The organism is Paenibacillus sp. FSL M8-0334 (genome assembly GCF_038000405.1).
In the GTDB taxonomy this organism is placed as follows: Bacteria; Bacillota; Bacilli; order Paenibacillales; family Paenibacillaceae; genus Paenibacillus_AQ; species Paenibacillus_AQ campinasensis.
On sequence record NZ_JBBOCH010000002.1, the window covers coordinates 450,892 to 469,828 of the forward strand.

An 18,937-nucleotide genomic window follows, 5' to 3' on the forward strand; every position below is an offset into this window, starting at 1 on the left:
GGAGGAGGCGAGATCGTGCTGACCAGAGAATTAGCGGGAAAATGCTTCGAAAATAAGGTCAACTATTCCGAGCAAGCCGCATAGGTATGTAATACCCTTTTTGTAAATAGAGTGTTATAACCTGGCGCTGTGGAATGGAAGCCAATCCCCATAAACAGACTCATAGGAGGTAGCGGTATGGATATTTTCGAACGCATAGCATCGTATCGTGCAGAGAGCGACCGTTTGGCGTGGAGCGGCACATTCAGGGAATATATCGACATGTTGAAGAAGGACCCCTCCCCAGCCATGACCGCGCATGCTCGTGTATATGACATGATTGAATCGTACGGTATCGAGGAGAGCGGCGGCCGCAAAAAATATAAGTTTTTCGAGCAGGAGATATTCGGGCTGGATCGGGCCATCGAAAAGCTGGTGGAGGAATACTTCCATTCGGCTGCGCGCAGGCTGGATGTCCGCAAGCGGATCCTGCTGCTTATGGGGCCGGTGAGCGGAGGCAAATCAACGCTCGTTACGATGCTGAAGCGCGGGCTGGAGAAGCATTCCCGGACGGATCGCGGCGCGATCTACGCCATTTCGGGATGCCCGATGCAGGAAGAGCCGCTGCACCTTATTCCGCTGGAGCTGCGACCGGAGGTGGAGAAGGAGCTGGGCGTGCGGATTGAGGGCAATCTGTGCCCGGCCTGCCAGCTGCGGCTGAAAACGGAATACGGCGGGGATATTGAAAAGGTGCAGGTTGAGCGGGTACTCATTTCGGAGGAAGGCAGAGTCGGCATCGGCACGTTCAGTCCCTCTGATCCGAAGTCTCAGGATATTGCCGATCTGACCGGCAGCATCGACTTCTCGACCATTACGGAGTATGGCTCCGAGTCTGATCCGAGGGCATACCGGTTTGACGGCGAGCTGAACAAGGCCAACCGGGGGCTGATGGAATTCCAGGAGATGCTCAAGTGTGACGAGAAGTTTCTGTGGAATTTGCTGTCCTTGACCCAGGAGGGGAACTTCAAGGCCGGCAGGTTCGCGCTGATAAGCGCGGATGAGCTGATTGTCGCTCACACGAACGAGTCGGAGTACAAGGCGTTTATCGCTAACAAGAAGAATGAGGCACTGCAATCGCGGATGATTGTCATGCCGATTCCATACAATCTGAGGGTCAGCGACGAAGAGAAAATCTATGCCAAGCTGATCAGCCAAAGCGACATGAGGCATATTCATATTGCACCGCATGCGCTGCGCTCGGCGGCCATATTCTCGATTCTGACCCGCCTTAAGGAAACGAAGAAGCAGGGCATGGATCTGGTGAAGAAAATGCGGATGTACGACGGCGAAGAGGTGGAAGGCTACAAGGAAGCCGACCTCAAGGAAATGCAGAACGAGTATCTGGAGGAAGGCATGTCCGGCGTGGATCCGCGCTATGTCATCAACCGGATATCCAGCGCTTTGATTAAGCAGGATCTTCAATGCATTAACGCGCTGGATGTACTGCGTGCCATCAAGGACGGACTGGATCAGCATCCTTCGATAACGAAGGAGGAGCGGGAGCGGTATCTCAATTTCATTGCTGCGGCCCGGAAGGAATATGATGAGCTGGCCAAAAAAGAGGTGCAAAAAGCGTTTGTATACTCCTTCGAGGAATCCGCCAAAACATTGTTCGAGAACTATCTGGACAATATTGAGGCCTTCTGCAACTGGAGCAAAATCCGCGATCCGCTGACCGATGAGGAGATGGATCCGGATGAAAGATTGATGCGTTCAATTGAGGAGCAGATCGGGGTGTCTGAGAATGCGAAGAAGGCTTTCCGCGAGGAAATTATGATCCGCATTTCGGCTTATTCCCGCAAGGGCAAGAAGTTTGAATACCACAACCATGAACGTCTGCGGGAAGCGATTGAGAAGAAGCTGTTTGCTGATCTGAAGGATATCGTCAAAATTACAACTTCGACCAAAACGCCGGATGCTGTGCAGTTGAAAAGAATCAACGAGGTTAGTTCCCGGCTGATTGAGGAGCACGGCTATTGCCCGGTATGTGCCAATGAACTGCTGCGGTACGTGGGCAGCTTGCTGAACCGGTAGTAGTGTCAATAATGGCCTGCCGGAGAATTCAAGGTCAGGCACAAGAATAACAAGGGTGATATGAAGGGATAGACAGATCGGGCGATCATGCGCGGAAGCTAGCGCAGGGTCGTTTTTTTTTGTATGTTTGCGATATGCGGCGTATAAACACCTTGTGAATGTGAAAAACATAACATACTCCAAACCGCATTTTTTATATAGTAGTTCCAGCAAGATCGTTCATGAAGAAGCCGATATCCCCGGTACGGTACCCGTCGCAGGTTTGCAAGTTTAGGGAGACGCAGCCCGCTTACAAGTCATCTTGTCAGCGTAAAGTGCCGTAAGATTAAGATGGGATAGGAAAGAGGAGAGGACCCTGATGAACAGAACGCTTTCGATGGTTACACGAGATGCTGGAGAGCTTGAAATTCCGTTCGTTCGAGAATTGGCCGAAATTACGCAGCATATGTGGAGAAATGGATGGGATGAACGAAATGGCGGCAATGTGAGCTATATACTGTCCGAGGATGAAGTTGCCGAGTACATCGATATCCATCACGTCCAGCGCATTATCAAGCCTGCTTTTCCGGTACATGAGCTGAGGGGCAAGTATTTTATCGTTACGGGTTCAGGGAAATATTTCAAGAACATGCTGTCCGAGCCCGGGGCTAATCTTGGTGTTCTGCGGGTATCAGCAGACGGCGAGCAGTTGGAGCTGTTATGGGGGCTGAACCACGGTGCGGTTCCGACAAGCGAGCTGGCCTCCCACTTTCTTAGCCATATCGAGCGGCTGAAGGCGGATCCGAGCCACCGGGCCGTCATTCATAATCATGCGACCCACACCATCGCGATGACCTTTATTCATCAACTGGATGAAAAAGCATTCACGAAGACGTTATGGTCGATGTGCTCAGAATGCATCGTTGTTTTTCCGGAAGGGATTGGCATCCTGCCATGGATGGTTCCGGGCTCCAATGCCATCGGCAGGGCCACGGCTGAGAAGATGAAGGGTCACCGTGCGGTCATCTGGCCGCATCACGGCATATTCGCGGCGGGCAGCTCGATCGATGAAGCCTTCGGCCTGATCGAGACCGTGGAGAAAGCCGCAGAGCTCTACATGCTGGTATCGGGGAAGGACATTCAGCAGCGAATAACCGATCAGCAGCTGGCGGATCTCGCGGAAGCCTTCCAGGTTACACCCCGGCCGGGGATTTTAAACCTATAAACGGGGATAACACCACAACCTGTTTTGATGGAAGCCACGCTCCGGAGTTGATTGCTGACTCCGGAGCTTTTTTTGTACAGGAAGAACAAGGTATGTCGTCATCTACATTGAAATGGGGGAAGAGGTTACCAAGGGCAGTCTTTTTGTATAAGAATTAGGTATATTTATCATCGAATTGGGACTTTGGGATTATGACTGATTGGTCTGTTTGGTCTATAATGGACCCTAAGACATGGAGTACTGTGATTTAGGTCATATCGTAGGAGAGGATTTTCAATGATCAATGTATCTGAGAAAAGACGCCGCCAATTGAACTATATGGGATTGGACGAAAGTACCCTGAAACTTTTGGCGGATTATCAGCCGGCGTTTGTTAAAGTGGTTGATGAGGTGGTGGACCGGTTATATGAGCAAATCGGCACACAGCCAGTATTAATGGAAATTATTAACCGGACATCAACGGTGGAGAGGCTCAAGGAGACGCAGCGTCAATACTGGTTGTCGCTCGTCAATGGCGTGGTGGACGAGTCTTACATCGAGAACCGCCTCAAGGTCGGCCAGATTCATTCCCGAATCGGCTTGAGTCTGGACTACTATCTGGGAAGTTATATGGTCTACCTGGACATCGCTGCGGATGTGCTGAAGCAGGTCATTCCGGGAGAATGGATGAAGGTCATTCATGCGCTAAGCAAGATGTTCAATCTGGATTCCCAGCTTGTGCTTGAAGCGTATCAGGTCAAGGAAAAGGAGAAGATCGAACAGCTGGCAACCAAGCAGCAGCATATGTTGGAAGCGATTACGGCTGCGGTCCAGGAACTGACCGCGATGGTGGTTCAGCTCGATCAAAGCGCGGAGCTGATAGCGGAGAATGCAATGAAGACGGCAGAGGCCCAGGACAAGGCGCATTCGCTGACGATCGAGCTCGGTCAGGAGATGCTCCATATCGAGAAGATGGGCGAGCTTATCAAAGAGATTTCCGATCAGAGTCATCTGCTCGGATTGAATGCGGCAATAGAGGCGGCGCATGCCGGCGAATTCGGACGCGGGTTCGAAGTGGTGGCGGGCGAAGTGCGCAAGCTGGCCAGCCATTCGCGCTCTGCGATGGAGGACATTCAGGACAAGGTCAGCAGCATTACGTCCAAGCTGAAGCAGGTTGAGGAGAAATCGGAGATTTCTTCGGCCAACGCCCGCGGTCAGGCGGCAAGCTCACAGGAGCTGGCAGCTTTCGTCAAGATGATGGAGAAGCTGGCTGAGGATCTGGAAGCGCTTCAGCATCAATATGATGAAGCCGGGCCTGGGGAAGCAACTGCAGATGAACCGAGACTTGTGGTGAATGCAGCCGAGGAAGTTGGCGTTTAATGATAATAAGGCTCTCCCCTCGTTATGCAAAACGGGAGGGCCGACAGCAATGGCACCTGCCCTGCGATCAGGAATGATCGCGAGGCGGGTGCCTTTTTGCTGCGGCTTGCTGATCTTGTTAGCGAGGGGGTGCCGTGGACGCGGCCATCTACAAAAAGCGGCGATGGAGCTTCTTGCCGTCGTACGAGAACAGAATGGTCTTGCCTTCGACGATGGTTTGCAGATGGATTGGCTTTCCCCACAGCCGGTAAACATAAGGAATGGTGCGCTCCATATATTTCAGGTCAAGCTCAATTCCTTCGTACATATGCTGGATCATCAGCTCTCCGGCGCGGAGATGATCGCCGTCGGTGACAACCAGATACGGAGAGCCCCCGTTCACACGTGAGACAACGAGCTGATCGCGTATGTTTTCCCATGCTTTATCGGTAATTTTCCATTCAGGCCCCTTCTTCTCAAACACATACAGATCGAGGTCTTCGACCAGTTCCTGGGTCAAATAGTTACGCAGGAAGGACGTATCGGAATCGTATTCGCGCACCTCGAATATTTTATCCCGGTCCCAGCGCCGCTCGATATCCTCGAAGATTTTCAGACCGAGATAATACGGATTCAGGCTGTGGCGGGAAGGCTGCACGACCGAAGCGTTAAGCTTGGCGAATTCCACCGTCTCCTCGCTTGTCAGATCCATCTCCCGGAGAATGCGCTGATGCCAGTAGGAGGCCCATCCCTCGTTCATAATTTTGGTTTCCATCTGCGGCCAGAAGTACAGCATCTCCTCCCGGAGCATGCTCATAATGTCACGCTGCCAGTCCTCCAGCTCATGGGAGTACTCCTGGATGAACCACATCAGATCCTTCTCGGGCTCTGCCGGGAATTTGCGGTGAGAGGCTGGCGCCTCGGATGCTTCCTTCGTGTTCTGCTCCAGCTCCCACAGATCATCATAGCGTCCAGGGGGCTTCTGTTTCCTGGCTTCTTCCTTGCGCTCCATTTCCCGGCGCTGATTATGGCGCTGTTTATCCAGATTGCCTGGCCGAATGATTTGAGGGTCGACATGCTCCTGAATCGCGAGCACGGCATCAATGAACTGCTCGACAGCGGCGGTGCCATGCTCCAGCTCGTAGCGGGAGACACGCTCGGCTGTGGCAGACATGCTCTCGACCATATTGCGGTTTGAGGCGGAGAAGCGGGCATTATTTTTGAAAAAGTCGCAGTGGGCAAGCACATGGGCAACAATCAGCTTGTTCTGAATCAATGAATTGCCGTCGAGCAGAAAGGCGTAGCACGGATTGGAATTAATGACAAGCTCATATATTTTGCTGAGACCGAAGTCATACTGCATTTTCATTTTATGAAAGGTTTTCCCGAAGCTCCAATGGCTGAAGCGGGTGGGCATTCCATAGGCACCAAAGGTGTATATGATGTCCGCCGGACAGATTTCATATCGCATCGGATAAAAGTCGAGGCCAAAACCTGCCGCAATCTCGGTTATTTCCTCAATCGAGCGTTCGAGTGCCGTTATCTCGTCCTGGTGCACGAGAATCCCCCCTTCTCATGATAAAAAGCTGTTTCATACTCATATATATGGCGAGTTGGAGGAGATATGTGGGCTTTGGCACAGGCTCACAAATTATAACTGCGACAAAAGCTGACATACGGTGGGACGATGATTGCCAGAGCCGAATTTGATACAATGATACATAATCCATAGGGATGACCGTTGAATCGGTGCCCGTTTTAATCGACCTGTGGACAATTTATAGACAGGGGGAAGTTTTCTATGATTCCGTTTCCTAAACCGGATGTGGAGCAATTTTTTCAAACCTACTTGATTCGGGCTTTCGGGGTCAGTGCGGATGAATCCAGGCTTGTGTTCACAAGTACGCTCAGCGGCAAATTCAATCTGTGGGCCATGGACTTGAATGAGGCCACAGTCTATCCTTACCCGCTCACATACAATGACCAGGTCAGCAGCTTTATCAAGCTGGACCCGGAAGGGCGGCATATATTGACAGCCTTTGACCGTGACGGCAATGAGAACTATCAGTTCCATGCGCTTCGCTGGAATGGCGGTCATCCGTTGCCGCTATTTGAGGGGGAGGACCCGGATACCAAGCATTACTTTGTTCATTTGTCGGAGGACGGCCAAAGGCTGTATTACTCCACCTCCAAGGATAATCCGTCCTTTCTGAATGCGCGGGTGTACAATCTCGTTACGAAGGAGGACAAGCTGCTGATTGAAGGGCAGGATGCGGCGACCGAGCTTGCTGCCGTAAGCCCGGATGAGCGTACAATGGTATATACAAAAGCATATGCCAATACCTACTATGTGAGCTATATTCTTCCTGAGGGCGGAGAGCCGCAGTGTCTGACGCCTGATCCGAATGTGACGCATATCGCGGGGGATCCTGTGTTTGCGGACAATGAGCGAGTCTATTTTGTCACCAACTATGATGCGGAATTCCCCTATGTGGCCGAGTACGATCTGGCAACCCGAAGCTTCAAGCCTCTCGTTCACATCGAGCGCGAGAGCGTGAGCCTGCTGCGCTGGCACAAGGCTTCCCGCACGCTGTATATCGTCACGGACAAAGGAGTGGAGGACCGGCTGTATGCATACTCGGTGGATCATGGTGAGCTGACATCCATTTCCTTACCCGCGGATATTGTCGAACAATTGAATGTGACCCCGTCGGGCAATCTGTACCTGCTCGCCCGCGGTGCGGTCAAGCCGTACAATATTTATCGCTATGCGGATGGCGCATGGACGATGCTGACCCACAATGTGCTGACCGGCTTGACGGAGAAAGACCTTTCTTATCCGGATGTGGTCACCTATTCATCCTTTGACGGGATGGAGATTGAAGCGCTGCTGTACCGTCCGAATCCGGAGACGGCTAACGGCTACACGGTGTTTTGGCCGCACGGCGGACCTCAGGCTGCGGAGCGCAAGCAGTTCCGTGCCATGTTCCAGTACATCATTGCGCAGGGCTATCATATTTTCTGTCCGAACTTCCGCGGCAGCTCGGGCTATGGCAGCTCGTTTGTCAAAATGGTGGAGCAGGACTGGGGAGAAGGTCCGCGCAAGGACTGTCTTGCCGGCATGGACTGGCTGTTCGAGCAAGGCATCTCCAGCCCGGAGAAGCTGTTTGTGATGGGCGGCAGTTACGGCGGATATATGACCCTGCTCTTGGCCGGCCGGAATCCGGAATATTTCCGAGCTGCCATCGATATTGTCGGGGTGAGTAATCTGTTCACCTTCTACAACTCGGTTCCGGAACACTGGAAGCCGATGATGGAGCTGTGGATTGGGAATCCGGAGCGGGACAAGGAACGGTTTATCAAGGATTCCCCGATTACCTATCTGGATCATATGGTGAATCCGATGATGATCATTCAAGGCGCGAATGACCCGCGTGTAGTGAAAGAGGAATCGGACCAGATTGTTGAAGCGCTTCAGGCCCAGGGCCGGGATATCGAGTACTTGGTGTTCGATGATGAAGGCCACGGCATCACGAAGAAGGAGAACGAGAAGGTGGCTTACGCCCGAATCGTTGAATTTTTGAAACGCAATCATTAAGGGATGGCATATGTTACCCCTGTAGAATGGATCCGGTCAGCCCTTGAGGTGAAGCCGATCTGTTCTCGGGGGTTTTTCTATATTAACATCTTGGATGAGTTGACAGCTCTCATGCCCTCATGATATTCATAAGTGGTAAATATGGAAAAATCATGATTATCATCACTCATAGAGGAGTTGGCGCTGTGAAAGCCGGCAATCGGGTCTCGCCCGGGACCGTGATAAAACTTACGATGTTATTCGCTTTGATCTGTATAACGATATTTGCAGCAATGGATCATATGCATCCCCATGAAGAAGTCATCACAACGGAACTGGTCGTTATGGAGAGGTTGGCGGATACCCCAAACACCGATGGAAGGTATGATACCGTAGGCTATTCTGTCATGGGCAGCACGACCAAGACCGTGACAGATCGAGCAGGTGCACTTCGTCAGCTTGAAAGTCAATCGGTGACGGATCACTATGACTTCCAGGGCCGGTATGAAGGCACCTATCTGGAACGAACACAGCATACGCTCCGGAGGCAAGCCGAAGCGGTCCAACAGACCGCAACACGAACCTCACCCGTTCATGATCCGGACAGGATTGAGGACTTTATAGCAAGCGGGCAGATAATTCAATGGATTGACCTCACAGCGGAAGAGGAGCAAGCATTGGCGGATCAAATCCAGGAGATGATGAATCAACTTTTCCCCCGATAAGATCACTTGCTACTCATAACGGACGAAAACCCCCAATACAATAAGGAATAAGACAGCAGAGCAAGGAGACAGATGTAGCGTGGTTTTAGCGCCGGTTGGATCAAAGCGTGGAAGAAGCCTTTGACGGAGTTGGAGGTGAAGTTAAGCGCACTTCTTGACGGCTTCTTGCGACACAAAAACCTTGAGGAGGAGTAAAATGAGAGCGTTAACAAGTCCCGAGGCGGCAAAAAACGGTTCTGGACAGGATTGGGGGCTTATTATTTGTACCGGCTGCAGTGATATTATCGACACGATGCCAACCGACGGTGTCAAAATTCTGTATGGCTACTGCGGCAATGAAGAATGCACGGGCAAACGCCGCGAGGATTAAGCAATCGGTCGTTCACATAACTGCGAATCAAGCATGCTTTCAGGTCTTTGACCTGGGAGCATGCTTTTTTTGATGACGGGTTCGTTCTAACAGCGGACGCAGCAGACATAGCGGACATCTAGATTCGTCATCATCGTTTCAGATTTTAGCCATAGTCTCTATCAATGACTGCTCCCCAAATGATTGATGCCCTTTATTGCCATTTTCAGGCGAAAATATGTTGCATATATAATATATATGACGTATTATATCCGCAAGCAGGAAAATAATGTGTACAAAATGAGAGCAAACAGCTGCGGCTACCAGGAGGGATCACTATCGAACTGACACCTAGACAGTTGGATATCGTCAATATCGTAAAAAAACACGCCCCGATCACCGGAGACCAAATCGCGGAAATGCTGAATGTCAGCCGGGCCACCCTGAGGACCGATTTATCCAAGCTGGTCATTCTGGATTATATCGATGCCAAGCCCAAGGTCGGTTATTTTCTAGGGAAACGGGGGACACCCGACCGGGAGGAGAAGCTTCGTCTGCTGGAGATGAAGGTAGGGGATGTGCACGGTGTTCCTGTCATCATCCGGGAGACGACAACGATTCATGAAGCGGTTGTGTCGCTGTTTCTTGAGAATGTGGGTACCCTCATCGTCACGGATGCCGATGGACATCTGGCCGGAATCGTGTCACGAAAGGACCTGCTCAAGGTAACGCTTGGCAATCCGTCGGCCTCCTCGATGCCGGTCAGCATGATCATGACCCGGCGTCCCAATGTGACCACAGTGCAGCCCGAGGATACCGTCCTCCATGCTGCTCGAAAAATTATCGCCCAGCAAATCGACAGTCTGCCGGTTGTCGTTCCTTCCGCTTCCGGGCAACCCGGCGAAAGCTGGAAGGTCGTTGGGCGAATTACAAAAACAAATATCATCAAAATGTTGCTCGATAGGGTAGCAGAGGAGTAGTGGGAGGAATGGGATGGATCAGTCATCGACGCATTTTATAGCGATATGTTCGGACTCGATTGGGGAGACGGCAGAGGCTGTCGTGCAGGCGACCCTGCGGCAGTTCGAGCTTCCGAATACGGAAATCAAGCGGTATATGAATGTGCGGGACGAGGAGGAACTGACCGCACTGATGGAGGAAGTGGCCCGGCGTGGCGGTTTTGTCGCTTATACGCTGGTGCAGCCAGAGCTTCGGGAGGCGATGCGGGAGGAAGCGGTTCGGCTCAATATCCGTGCAGTGGATATTATGGGTCCGATGATGCAGGCATTTGCCGATACGTTCAACGATGATCCCAAGCGGCTGCCCGGCCTTCTTCATCGTCTGGACGACAGTTATTTTCGCCGGGTGGAGGCGATGGAGTTTGCTGTTCAGTATGATGACGGCAAGGATGTGAGCGCCATTCTTAAAGCGGATATTATACTGCTTGGCGTATCGCGGATATCGAAGACACCGCTGTCGATGTTTCTTGCACATAAAGGCTACAAGACGGTCAATTACCCGGTTGTGCCCGAGATGGCGCTGCCATCGCAGCTGCAGGAGGTGAAGCAGGGCATCATTATCGGTCTGACGATGGATGCCGAGCATCTGCTCAAAATTCGCAGCGAGCGGCTGAAGGTGATGGGGCTCCCGCATCAGGTGCAGTATGCAACGCTGGAGCGAATCCAAGAGGAGCTGGACTATGCGAAGCTGCTGTATAACGATCTTGGGTGTCCGGTCATCGATGTGACAGATAAAGCGATTGAAGAGTCTGCTGGACTAATTATGAATTTGATTCATCATAGATAAGGATTAGAGGAGGAGAGCGGCGATGGAGAGCCAACTGGCGCTTGAACTGGTAAGGGTAACGGAGGAAGCAGCACTGAGGTCGGCATTGTGGTCAGGCAGAGGAGACAAGAACAGTGCAGATGAGGCTGCCACTACCGGGATGCGGGAGCAGTTTGATTCGGTAGCGATGGATGGGGTCGTCGTGATTGGCGAAGGTGAGATGGATGAGGCCCCAATGCTCTACATCGGTGAACGAGTCGGCAATGGCCAAGGGCCGCAGATGGATGTGGCCGTAGATCCGCTGGAGGGAACCGAGACCGTAGCGAATGGTCTCAACAATGCGCTGTCCGTCATCGCCGCTGCACCAAGAGGCCAGCTGCTGCATGCCCCGGACATTTATATGCACAAGCTTGCAGCTGGCCCCGAGCTGGCAGGCAAGCTGAGCCTGGATGATCCAATTGAGCTGACGCTGCGGAAGGCATCGGCGATTCTGGGCAGACCGCTGTCCGAAATGACGGTATCGATCCTCGATCGGAAAAGGCACGAGGACATGATCAAGGCGCTCCGAAATGCCGGGGTGCGAATCAAACTTCTGACCCATGGCGATGTCATGGGCGCGATCGAGACTTGCCTGGATAGCGGAGTTGATCTGTATGTCGGTTCAGGCGGTGCTCCGGAAGGGGTGCTTGCAGCCGCCGCACTGAAATGCCTTGGCGGCGAAATTCAGGGGAGGCTTATTCCGGAGACGGCGGAGGACTATGAGCGCTGCACGAGGATGGGACTGGAACATCCTGAGCAGCTGCTGCAACTGGAGGATATGGTCGGCTCCGAGGGTGTCATGTTTGTCGCCACGGGAGTCACCTCAGGCGAGTTTCTGCGCGGGGTCAAATACTTGACGGGACAACGGGCGGAAACGCATTCGGTCATGATGTACTCGGGGACGCGAACGGTTCGTTATCTTCGCAGTGTCCATCATCGATTCCGGCATGCGGACCCCGTGGCCGAGGTCCGCACACAAGCCGTCTCTTCCTTATAAGGTCCCGGGCCTGAAGGGGCATCACAACCGGGTGCGAAGGAGCAGGAAGGATCAGCAGGATGGCACTGTACAACAACAGGAGCTATTGCCATGATGGGCGAGATGTTGTCCCATGCGCGATAGCTCCTTTTGCAGCTGTTATCAAGGTCATGTCAATTAAGGCTCCTGGCGCTTTTTGGCGCCGAGCATCATCCATACTCCGGCAAGAAGCAGCACAATTGCGATAAAAGGTTGTACAGCAGAGACGTATGTAAGCATAGGACCGATCGAGAACACAACAAAGAACAACAGGGACAGCACGGTCAAAATATTAATCGGAATCAGCAGAAACTTGTTGCGCGGCCCAAACCAGTAAAACTCAAACAGCCCCACTGCAGGAGCCAGAATGAACCCCGGCCACATGATATCCCAGCTGTCAAACAAGGTAGCAATCTGACAGATAATGCCTACCGTCAGCAGGACTCCGCCTGGAATGAGAAGACCGACACCTTTAGCCCCTGTGAGCGAGAAATACATCCAATGGAACAGGACGCCGAGCGGAATGATAAAAATAGCGGCCCAGAAGTTCGAGAAGATGTTCCCCGCTTCAATAGAGCTTCCCTGGTTCATTAACAGAAAAACTCCGAGCACAATCAGCAGTCCCGCCCCGAGTGTTTGTTTCTTCATGCAACTTGACCTCCTTTCTTATAAAGATTCGCCGAATGGCGTTGGCTAGAACAACCATATCATGCGGTTTCGTATTTGTCTTCCGTCCCGGGGGAAGTGTACACCTAGACCAAAGTCCAGTGACGTATAGATTGGGCATCCGCTGCTCAATCTAATTCATAAGGAAGGTTTAATCAAGGGACAACCCGTTTAATATTGTCACAGATAGCCAATAACTCTGATGAGGATGGTGAATGGCATGAGAATGTTCATGGTGAAGGTCATCGGAAATGGTGTCATCGTTGCAGGTTTGTTAATGCTGCTGGGGGGGGCATCGTTTATCGGTGCGGCAACAACGGCTCTGGCACTGACGATAATTGCATTTTTGCTTGGAGATTTAATTATTTTGCCCAGAACGAATAATGCGGCGGCCACGGCAGCGGATGCTTTTCTGGCGTTTATGCTGTTATGGGGCATTTCACGCACATCAGGCTGGGAGATCAGCATTATGGAGCTCATTCTGATCGTGGCTGTACTCGGTGTGTTCGAATTTATTTTCCACACCATGTTGTACCGGACGGGCTATTTTAGCGGAGCGCGCAAAATTCGCTTCTAAACTCATACTGAATCGTGCTTGAAAAAAAGACAGCTGCAGCTCCCTTGTATTAAGGGAGCAACACTGTCTTGTTTCATGAACTATGATATGAAATTGCGGTTCAGGCGGTCTTCTTCGTATACATGATGCCGACGGTTTGTGGCCCGCAGTGACTGCAAATGACGCAGCCGGCGGTCGAGATTTGAACTTCGCGGGCACCGGTCTTCGCTTGCAGCTCCTTCTGAAGGAAGAGGGCTTCCTCTTCAGCCATCGTATGAACAACAATGATAAGATCTTTATCCATCTGATCGATCTGGCTGAGGGCGTTGCTGAGCATTTGCTCCAGCGCCTTTTCCTTTTTGCCGCGAACCTTGTAAGCCGGGGTCATGCTGCCGTCAATGACCTTGATGACAGGCCTGATTTTGAGCAGGCTGCCGATGATATTTTGCATGCCCGAGCAGCGTCCGCCCTTATATAGATATTCGAGTGTGTCAATGACAAATTCACAGTCGACCTCGCCGACGGTCTTGGAGAGCAGCTCTATAATCTCCGGCATGGCAGCTCCGTTCTCGGCTGCCCGCACCGCTTTCATAACAAGCAGGCCGATGCCGCATGACAGGTTGCGGGAGTCGAATACGGTCACTCTTCCTTCCGGCAGCTCCGAGGCCGCAATCAGTGCGTTCTGGCATGTGGAGGACAGCTCGGTGGATATGCCGATGAACAGAATGTCATCTCCCTGTTCAATAAAAGGTGTGAAAGCAGAAATAAAGTCGGACGGGGAAGGAGCTGCTGTCTTCGGCAGTTTGCCTTCCTGATCCACGCGGGCGTATAGCTGCTCCGGCGTGATGTCGACGCCATCCCGCAGCGATTCATCGCCAAAAACGACATACAAAGGGACAATTCCGATATTATATTCCTTAATCCAGGAAGAAGGAAGGTCACAGGTGCTGTCGGCAAAGATTTTTATTTTTCCAGACATGAACATCTCCCTTTACTAGGTTACTTAACTAATAGAATAACTTGTTTGGTGTGAAAAAGGAATGATTGAAACATCCCTTCAGGGAGCAGCGCCGCGATCACGGCTGTTTCGGATTCTCGAGATAACGCTTGATAAAGGTTACCGACTGCTCAATGCGCTCCGCACCTTGGCTGATGCCTGCATAATATTCATTTCGAAGCAGCGGCAGCTGCTCTTCAAGCTGACTGCTCATCAGATCGATCAGTACGGGCACTTCCGGCCCGCCCTCTTCTATAGGAGCGGAGAGCATCTGCTCGGATGCCGTCAAATCTTTAAGTTCGCCTTGGAGGAGAGGCTCCAGGTTCTGCAGCATGCCTTGATGTCCGACCCAATTGAAGGCGTTCTCGTCCATGATATACATATCCGGCCGTTCGGTGGACAGCATAAGCAGCGCTTTTTGCAGCATGGCGGCGTCCTGCGGATTGCTAGAGTCAAGCGGAGGCACATAGGTCACCGTCACTTCGACCCGCTGCCATTCCGGGAACTGGTCCAGTATGGCTTCCTCAACCGGTGTGTAATCCGTGCCGGCATCCCCGAGCATGTAAGTCCCGAGGAACATGACGGACAAATCGACCGGAGGCAGGCTGGCCAGCCGCTGTTTCTCTTCCTGATGATTGATAAAGCTGATGATAGCATACACGAGAATTCCAATGACAGCGATTGCACCAAGAAGGTGAAATCTGTAATAACGAAGGAAATGATCAATCTTCTCGGCCGTTCCGGCAAAGCCCTTGAATTTGGCATAACGCTGCCGGGCCATTTCCTCTACTGATCGTCTGCGCTCTTCCTCCAGGATGAATTTGTACGCTTTTGTAATTTCGGAGAAGCGGGCTTCGATCTCTTCGGCGTTGTCCGGATTGCGGCGCTGTTCCGAACGAAACTGCTTCATCAGCAGTGTATAGCGTTCCTCAAGCTCCTCACGGGACGCATTTTCCGGTAAATTCAATCGTTCGTAGGCTTCTTTCATTGAATCCATGCGAGTCACCTCTTCTGTACTGTGAGAGTTTCCTAGTAACAGTATATAGTGAAGGGACTACCGGATACAAACGGATTCATGACTTTTTGACTAGAAATGCAAATAACCCGGAGAAATGAAACGGATCGGTATAAATCTGCTTCAAGCAAGTAAAGAAATCGGTTACAGTAGTATATGAACAAGAAGGCACCGAAATGTAATGCATAAGCGTAACCTAGGTTCATATCCAAAATCCGCTTAGGTTCGATAATTGAAAGGAGATGAAAGGCTTATGACGGACCAGGCTCATGCCCAAGCCGCAAGAACCCCGAAGATGCTGATTGAGGAAATGAACCGGACGAGAACGCCGCAGGATACGGCAGCCGTCTGGTTTCTCGGACAGGAGAGCGTCGTTATCAAGGGGGGAGACCGGATCATCTATGTTGACCCGTACCTGTCGGATGAACTTGAGCAGAAAGCCGGGATACAGCGTGTTTATCCTGCTCCGCTGTCCCCGTCCGATGTCGGAAATGCCGACGCGGTTCTGATTACGCATGAACATGACGATCATATGGATCTGACCACGATTTCCGTGATAGCGAAACAGAATCCCTGCACGATCTTTGTGGCCCCGGGATGCTGTCATGCCGCCATGCGCGAAGCGGGAGTGGCGGAAGACCGTCTCTATGCCGCGGAATGCGACCGCTGGAAGGAATACGACGGCTTTCGCCTCAAGCCGATTCCGGCCGCCCATGAGGAGCTGGAGGAGACGGAGCACGGGCATCGTTATGTCGGTTACATGATCGATATGAATGGGGTGATGATCTACCATGCTGGCGACACCGTTGTATATCCCGGGCTCTTGGAGCGTCTGCAGGAGCAGCCGATTGATATCGGGATGGTTCCGATCAACGGCGGCGATGCTTTCCGCAGACAGGACGGCATCGTGGGCAATATGGATTTTCGTGAAGCGGTGAAATTAGCCTCCGCGGCCAAATTTGATCTTACGATTCCGCTCCATTACGATGTGTTTGCGTGGAACGGGGAACGGCCGGGATATTTCATAGATTATTGCTATGAGTATGATCCGTACCTGAAAACAAAGGTTATGGCCCGAACCGAACGGATGATCTATGTGAAGGATTAAATGAAGAGCTGCCCCTCGTCGAGAAATGTTTTTGAAATGACAAGCATATGATTAGACATGCCTGAAAAATGGAGATGTGGGAAATGCTGTCATTTCGAAAGCATGTCATTATTGTCCTCGGAAGCTTTCTGATTGCAATGGGCACCGATTTTTTCCTTGTCCCGCATAAAGTGCTGGACGGCGGGGTGATCGGGATCGCCTTGATTGCCAATTATGTGCTGGGTCTTCATATCGGGTTTGTCATTATTCTGTGCAGTATTCCGATGTTCGCGGCAGCCTGGATTCTGAACCGCGAAATCTTCTATAACAGTCTGTCAGGCATGCTGATATCCTCGTTTGTTATTGATCTTCTCTCTTCTTTCCGAGCAGACTTCCTAGATCTGTTTGCCCCGGGCGCATTTCCAAGCGCGCTGCTCGGCGGGTCGTTGATCGGGACAGGCCTTGGAATTATGTTGAGGAATAATGCAAGCACCGGGGGGACCGACCTGCTGGCGCATTTTCTCTCCCGCTATGTCCGGCTTAATGTCGGCGTCATTATTCTGCTGATGGATCTGGTCATTATCGGGATCGGGGGAGTGCTGCTGTCAGGCAGCACGTTTGCCTATTCACTCTGCACCATAATTGCCGGAGGAATAGCTACGGGGCTAATTACGTTAAACAGAACTTCATGGCATCATAAATAACCGTGCCTTCCGCTGCAAGTCCGGGAAGTGCACGGTTATTTCATTTCAAGGGGTCAGCCGCGGGCCTTGGCCTTCTTGAAAGCTGTAGCTTTGTCGAAAGCTTTCATATACGCATCCGCCTTGTCTGCAATCAGATCATAGTTTCCGGTCTTGAGCGCATCCTTGGTCAGATCGGACCCGATGCCGACCGCGAAGGCGCCTGCCTGAATCCATTCATGGAGATTATCCAGATTGACTCCGCCGGTTGGCATAATATTCGCCTGCGGCAGAGGTCCCTTCAGCGACGGAATGACAGATGGGGAATAGAGGTTGCCAGGAAACAGCTTCACGACGTCCACCCCGAGCTCCAGGGAAGCGACGATATCATGAACGGTTACCGCGCCTGGCATAACCGGAACGCGATATCTGTTGCAGAGCATAATGGTGTCACGGTCGAACCCGGGGGAGACCACGAATTCTGCACCGGCCAGAATTGTAATTCTGGCTGTCTCCGAATCCAGCACGGTGCCCGCCCCGATGATGGCGTAATTGTCCGCTTCAGGATCGCTGGAGGTGTACTTCTTGGCAAGTGCGGTAATCGCTTCGTTGGCAAAAGGAACGGTCATTGTCACTTCGATCACTTTAATACCGCCTTCGATTGCTTTCTCTGCCATACGGATAACTTCCTCCGGGGAATCTCCTCTCAAGACGGCAACAACGCCGGCATCTTGGATCTGTTGGATCAGTCTTAGCTTTTTCATAGATTCATGCTCCTTTAATCGGTTTGTCATAATAAGGTCAAGACGCGACTGCAGTTAGCCTGCAAGCGATCATCAAGGAAATCACGGGGCTTAGCGCTCGATATGGGCTGTAAGACCGCGCCGCTGCTCCACTTCATCCCAGGTCGGAAGCGCCTCCCAGTCGCCCATCGCCTGAATCACCATCGATCCGGTCAAGCCACCAAGCGACAAGGCTTCTTCCGGCGACCAGCCCTTGGCGATGCCGGCCAGGAAGCCGGCACAGAATCCGTCACCTGCTCCTACGGTATCTACCACATGCTCGACCTTTTCAAACGGAAGGGAAATGGTATCGCTTCCATTGAGAAGTACATTGCGGTCCCCGATGCTCTTGATCACGGTCATCGCTGGGAATTCTCGCAGCCGGCGAATGATCTCGCGCTCATCCTCGGTTTCAAACAGCAGCTTGCATTCATCGTATCCGGGCAGGAAGTAGTCGCAGGACTGGGCGAGCTCCAGCAATACCGGTCGAGCCTGCTCGATGCTCCACAGCTTAAGCCGCAGGTTCGGATCGAAGCTTAGCTTGACCCCTCGCTCCTTGCAGACGGCAATGACGTGGCGAATGGTCTCCAGACAGCTGCTGCTGAGCGCGGCCGTAATGCCGGTGAAATGCACAATGCGGGCTTGCCCTATGTATTCAGGATCAATGTCGTCTGGCGTCATCACGCTGGCAGCAGATCCGGCCCGATAATAATAGACGGAGGATTGTCCGCGGACGGTCTGCCGGAGCATCAATCCTGTCGGCGCCTTGTCCGTCTGTTTGGCCGCAGTGACGTCAACGCCTTCGCCGCGAAGCGTCTTTAATATGCCGGTTCCGATCGGGTCCTGTCCGAGCTGACCGAACCACCCGGAACTACAGCCCAGTCTGGCCAGGCCAATGGCGAGGTTGCTCTCAGCACCGCCAAACGATTGGGCCATGCTGCCGCCTTGTCCGATCCCCCGGGCGCCTTCCGGATAGAATAACCCCATCGACTCCCCGAATGTAATCACATCGAACTTGCGATTGCCTAATGCCATAAGTTCTACCCCCT

Annotated in this window: 18 protein-coding genes; 12 read left to right on the top strand and 6 right to left on the bottom strand. The window is 52.2% G+C overall.

All coding sequences use genetic code 11. From position 1 onward, the window contains the following. The first annotated feature begins 177 nt into the window (after window positions 1-177). From MKX64_RS16235 to MKX64_RS16245, 3 genes are all read left to right on the top strand, one after another. Entirely contained in the window at window positions 178-2,073 is a 1,896-nt protein-coding gene (locus tag MKX64_RS16235; protein WP_095266372.1) for a PrkA family serine protein kinase, read from the top strand. Between the two features lie 358 nt (window positions 2,074-2,431). Continuing rightward, window positions 2,432-3,277 carry a rhamnulose-1-phosphate aldolase gene (rhaD, locus tag MKX64_RS16240; protein WP_095266373.1) on the top strand — a complete coding sequence of 282 codons (846 nt, stop codon included), beginning with the start codon at window positions 2,432-2,434 and terminating at the stop codon, window positions 3,275-3,277. A gap of 276 nt (window positions 3,278-3,553) precedes the next feature. After that, window positions 3,554-4,636 (top strand): globin-coupled sensor protein, encoded by a 1,083-nt coding sequence (locus tag MKX64_RS16245; RefSeq protein WP_095266374.1) that lies wholly within the window; start codon window positions 3,554-3,556, stop codon window positions 4,634-4,636. A 148-nt stretch (window positions 4,637-4,784) separates the two neighbouring features. On the opposite strand, the gene MKX64_RS16250 is transcribed toward MKX64_RS16245, so the two are convergent. Further along, entirely contained in the window at window positions 4,785-6,173 is a 1,389-nt protein-coding gene (locus MKX64_RS16250) for a SpoVR family protein (RefSeq protein WP_095266375.1), read from the bottom strand. 243 nt (window positions 6,174-6,416) lie between these two features. On the opposite strand from MKX64_RS16250, the gene MKX64_RS16255 reads away from it, so the two are divergent. The 6 genes from MKX64_RS16255 to glpX all read left to right on the top strand — a co-directional run bounded on the left by MKX64_RS16255 (window position 6,417) and on the right by glpX (window position 12,087). Continuing rightward, window positions 6,417-8,213, top strand: a complete 1,797-nt coding sequence (locus tag MKX64_RS16255) for a S9 family peptidase (protein WP_341036631.1) — start codon at window positions 6,417-6,419, stop codon at window positions 8,211-8,213. Window positions 8,214-8,398: 185 nt separating this feature from the next. Further along, window positions 8,399-8,917: a hypothetical protein gene (locus tag MKX64_RS16260; RefSeq protein ID WP_095266377.1), complete on the top strand. Its 519-nt coding sequence runs from the start codon at window positions 8,399-8,401 to the stop codon at window positions 8,915-8,917. Between the two features lie 196 nt (window positions 8,918-9,113). Next, window positions 9,114-9,287: a GapA-binding peptide SR1P gene (locus MKX64_RS16265; RefSeq protein ID WP_095266378.1), complete on the top strand. Its 174-nt coding sequence runs from the start codon at window positions 9,114-9,116 to the stop codon at window positions 9,285-9,287. Between the two features lie 338 nt (window positions 9,288-9,625). Then, the gene (locus MKX64_RS16270) at window positions 9,626-10,246 is read left to right on the top strand and encodes a helix-turn-helix transcriptional regulator (protein WP_176475614.1); all 621 of its coding nucleotides are present in this window, start codon (window positions 9,626-9,628) and stop codon (window positions 10,244-10,246) included. Between the two features lie 13 nt (window positions 10,247-10,259). Next, window positions 10,260-11,072: a pyruvate, water dikinase regulatory protein gene (locus tag MKX64_RS16275; RefSeq protein ID WP_095266380.1), complete on the top strand. Its 813-nt coding sequence runs from the start codon at window positions 10,260-10,262 to the stop codon at window positions 11,070-11,072. A gap of 22 nt (window positions 11,073-11,094) precedes the next feature. After that, entirely contained in the window at window positions 11,095-12,087 is a 993-nt protein-coding gene (gene glpX, locus MKX64_RS16280) for a class II fructose-bisphosphatase (protein ID WP_341036636.1), read from the top strand. 156 nt (window positions 12,088-12,243) lie between these two features. Here the strand turns inward: glpX and MKX64_RS16285 are convergent, their stop codons facing one another. Continuing rightward, window positions 12,244-12,753, bottom strand: coding sequence for a hypothetical protein (locus tag MKX64_RS16285; RefSeq protein ID WP_341036639.1), 510 nt, complete (start codon window positions 12,751-12,753; stop codon window positions 12,244-12,246). A 238-nt stretch (window positions 12,754-12,991) separates the two neighbouring features. Between MKX64_RS16285 and MKX64_RS16290 the strand changes: the two genes are divergently transcribed. Beyond that, the gene (locus MKX64_RS16290; RefSeq protein WP_095266383.1) at window positions 12,992-13,348 is read left to right on the top strand and encodes a DUF2512 family protein; all 357 of its coding nucleotides are present in this window, start codon (window positions 12,992-12,994) and stop codon (window positions 13,346-13,348) included. A 100-nt stretch (window positions 13,349-13,448) separates the two neighbouring features. On the opposite strand, the gene MKX64_RS16295 is transcribed toward MKX64_RS16290, so the two are convergent. Both MKX64_RS16295 and MKX64_RS16300 read right to left on the bottom strand, forming a co-directional pair. Further along, entirely contained in the window at window positions 13,449-14,306 is an 858-nt protein-coding gene (locus MKX64_RS16295; RefSeq protein ID WP_341036641.1) for a DegV family protein, read from the bottom strand. Window positions 14,307-14,403: 97 nt separating this feature from the next. After that, window positions 14,404-15,321 carry a J domain-containing protein gene (locus MKX64_RS16300; RefSeq protein ID WP_095398920.1) on the bottom strand — a complete coding sequence of 306 codons (918 nt, stop codon included), beginning with the start codon at window positions 15,319-15,321 and terminating at the stop codon, window positions 14,404-14,406. 271 nt (window positions 15,322-15,592) lie between these two features. Between MKX64_RS16300 and MKX64_RS16305 the strand changes: the two genes are divergently transcribed. Then, window positions 15,593-16,447, top strand: a complete 855-nt coding sequence (locus MKX64_RS16305; RefSeq protein WP_341036643.1) for an MBL fold metallo-hydrolase — start codon at window positions 15,593-15,595, stop codon at window positions 16,445-16,447. Between the two features lie 83 nt (window positions 16,448-16,530). Further along, window positions 16,531-17,130 (top strand): YitT family protein, encoded by a 600-nt coding sequence (locus tag MKX64_RS16310; protein ID WP_095266387.1) that lies wholly within the window; start codon window positions 16,531-16,533, stop codon window positions 17,128-17,130. A gap of 53 nt (window positions 17,131-17,183) precedes the next feature. Here the strand turns inward: MKX64_RS16310 and MKX64_RS16315 are convergent, their stop codons facing one another. Both MKX64_RS16315 and MKX64_RS16320 read right to left on the bottom strand, forming a co-directional pair. Further along, window positions 17,184-17,870, bottom strand: a complete 687-nt coding sequence (locus MKX64_RS16315) for a bifunctional 2-keto-4-hydroxyglutarate aldolase/2-keto-3-deoxy-6-phosphogluconate aldolase (protein WP_095266388.1) — start codon at window positions 17,868-17,870, stop codon at window positions 17,184-17,186. A 90-nt stretch (window positions 17,871-17,960) separates the two neighbouring features. Beyond that, window positions 17,961-18,923, bottom strand: coding sequence for a sugar kinase (locus MKX64_RS16320; RefSeq protein WP_095266389.1), 963 nt, complete (start codon window positions 18,921-18,923; stop codon window positions 17,961-17,963). Window positions 18,924-18,937 lie beyond the last annotated feature (14 nt).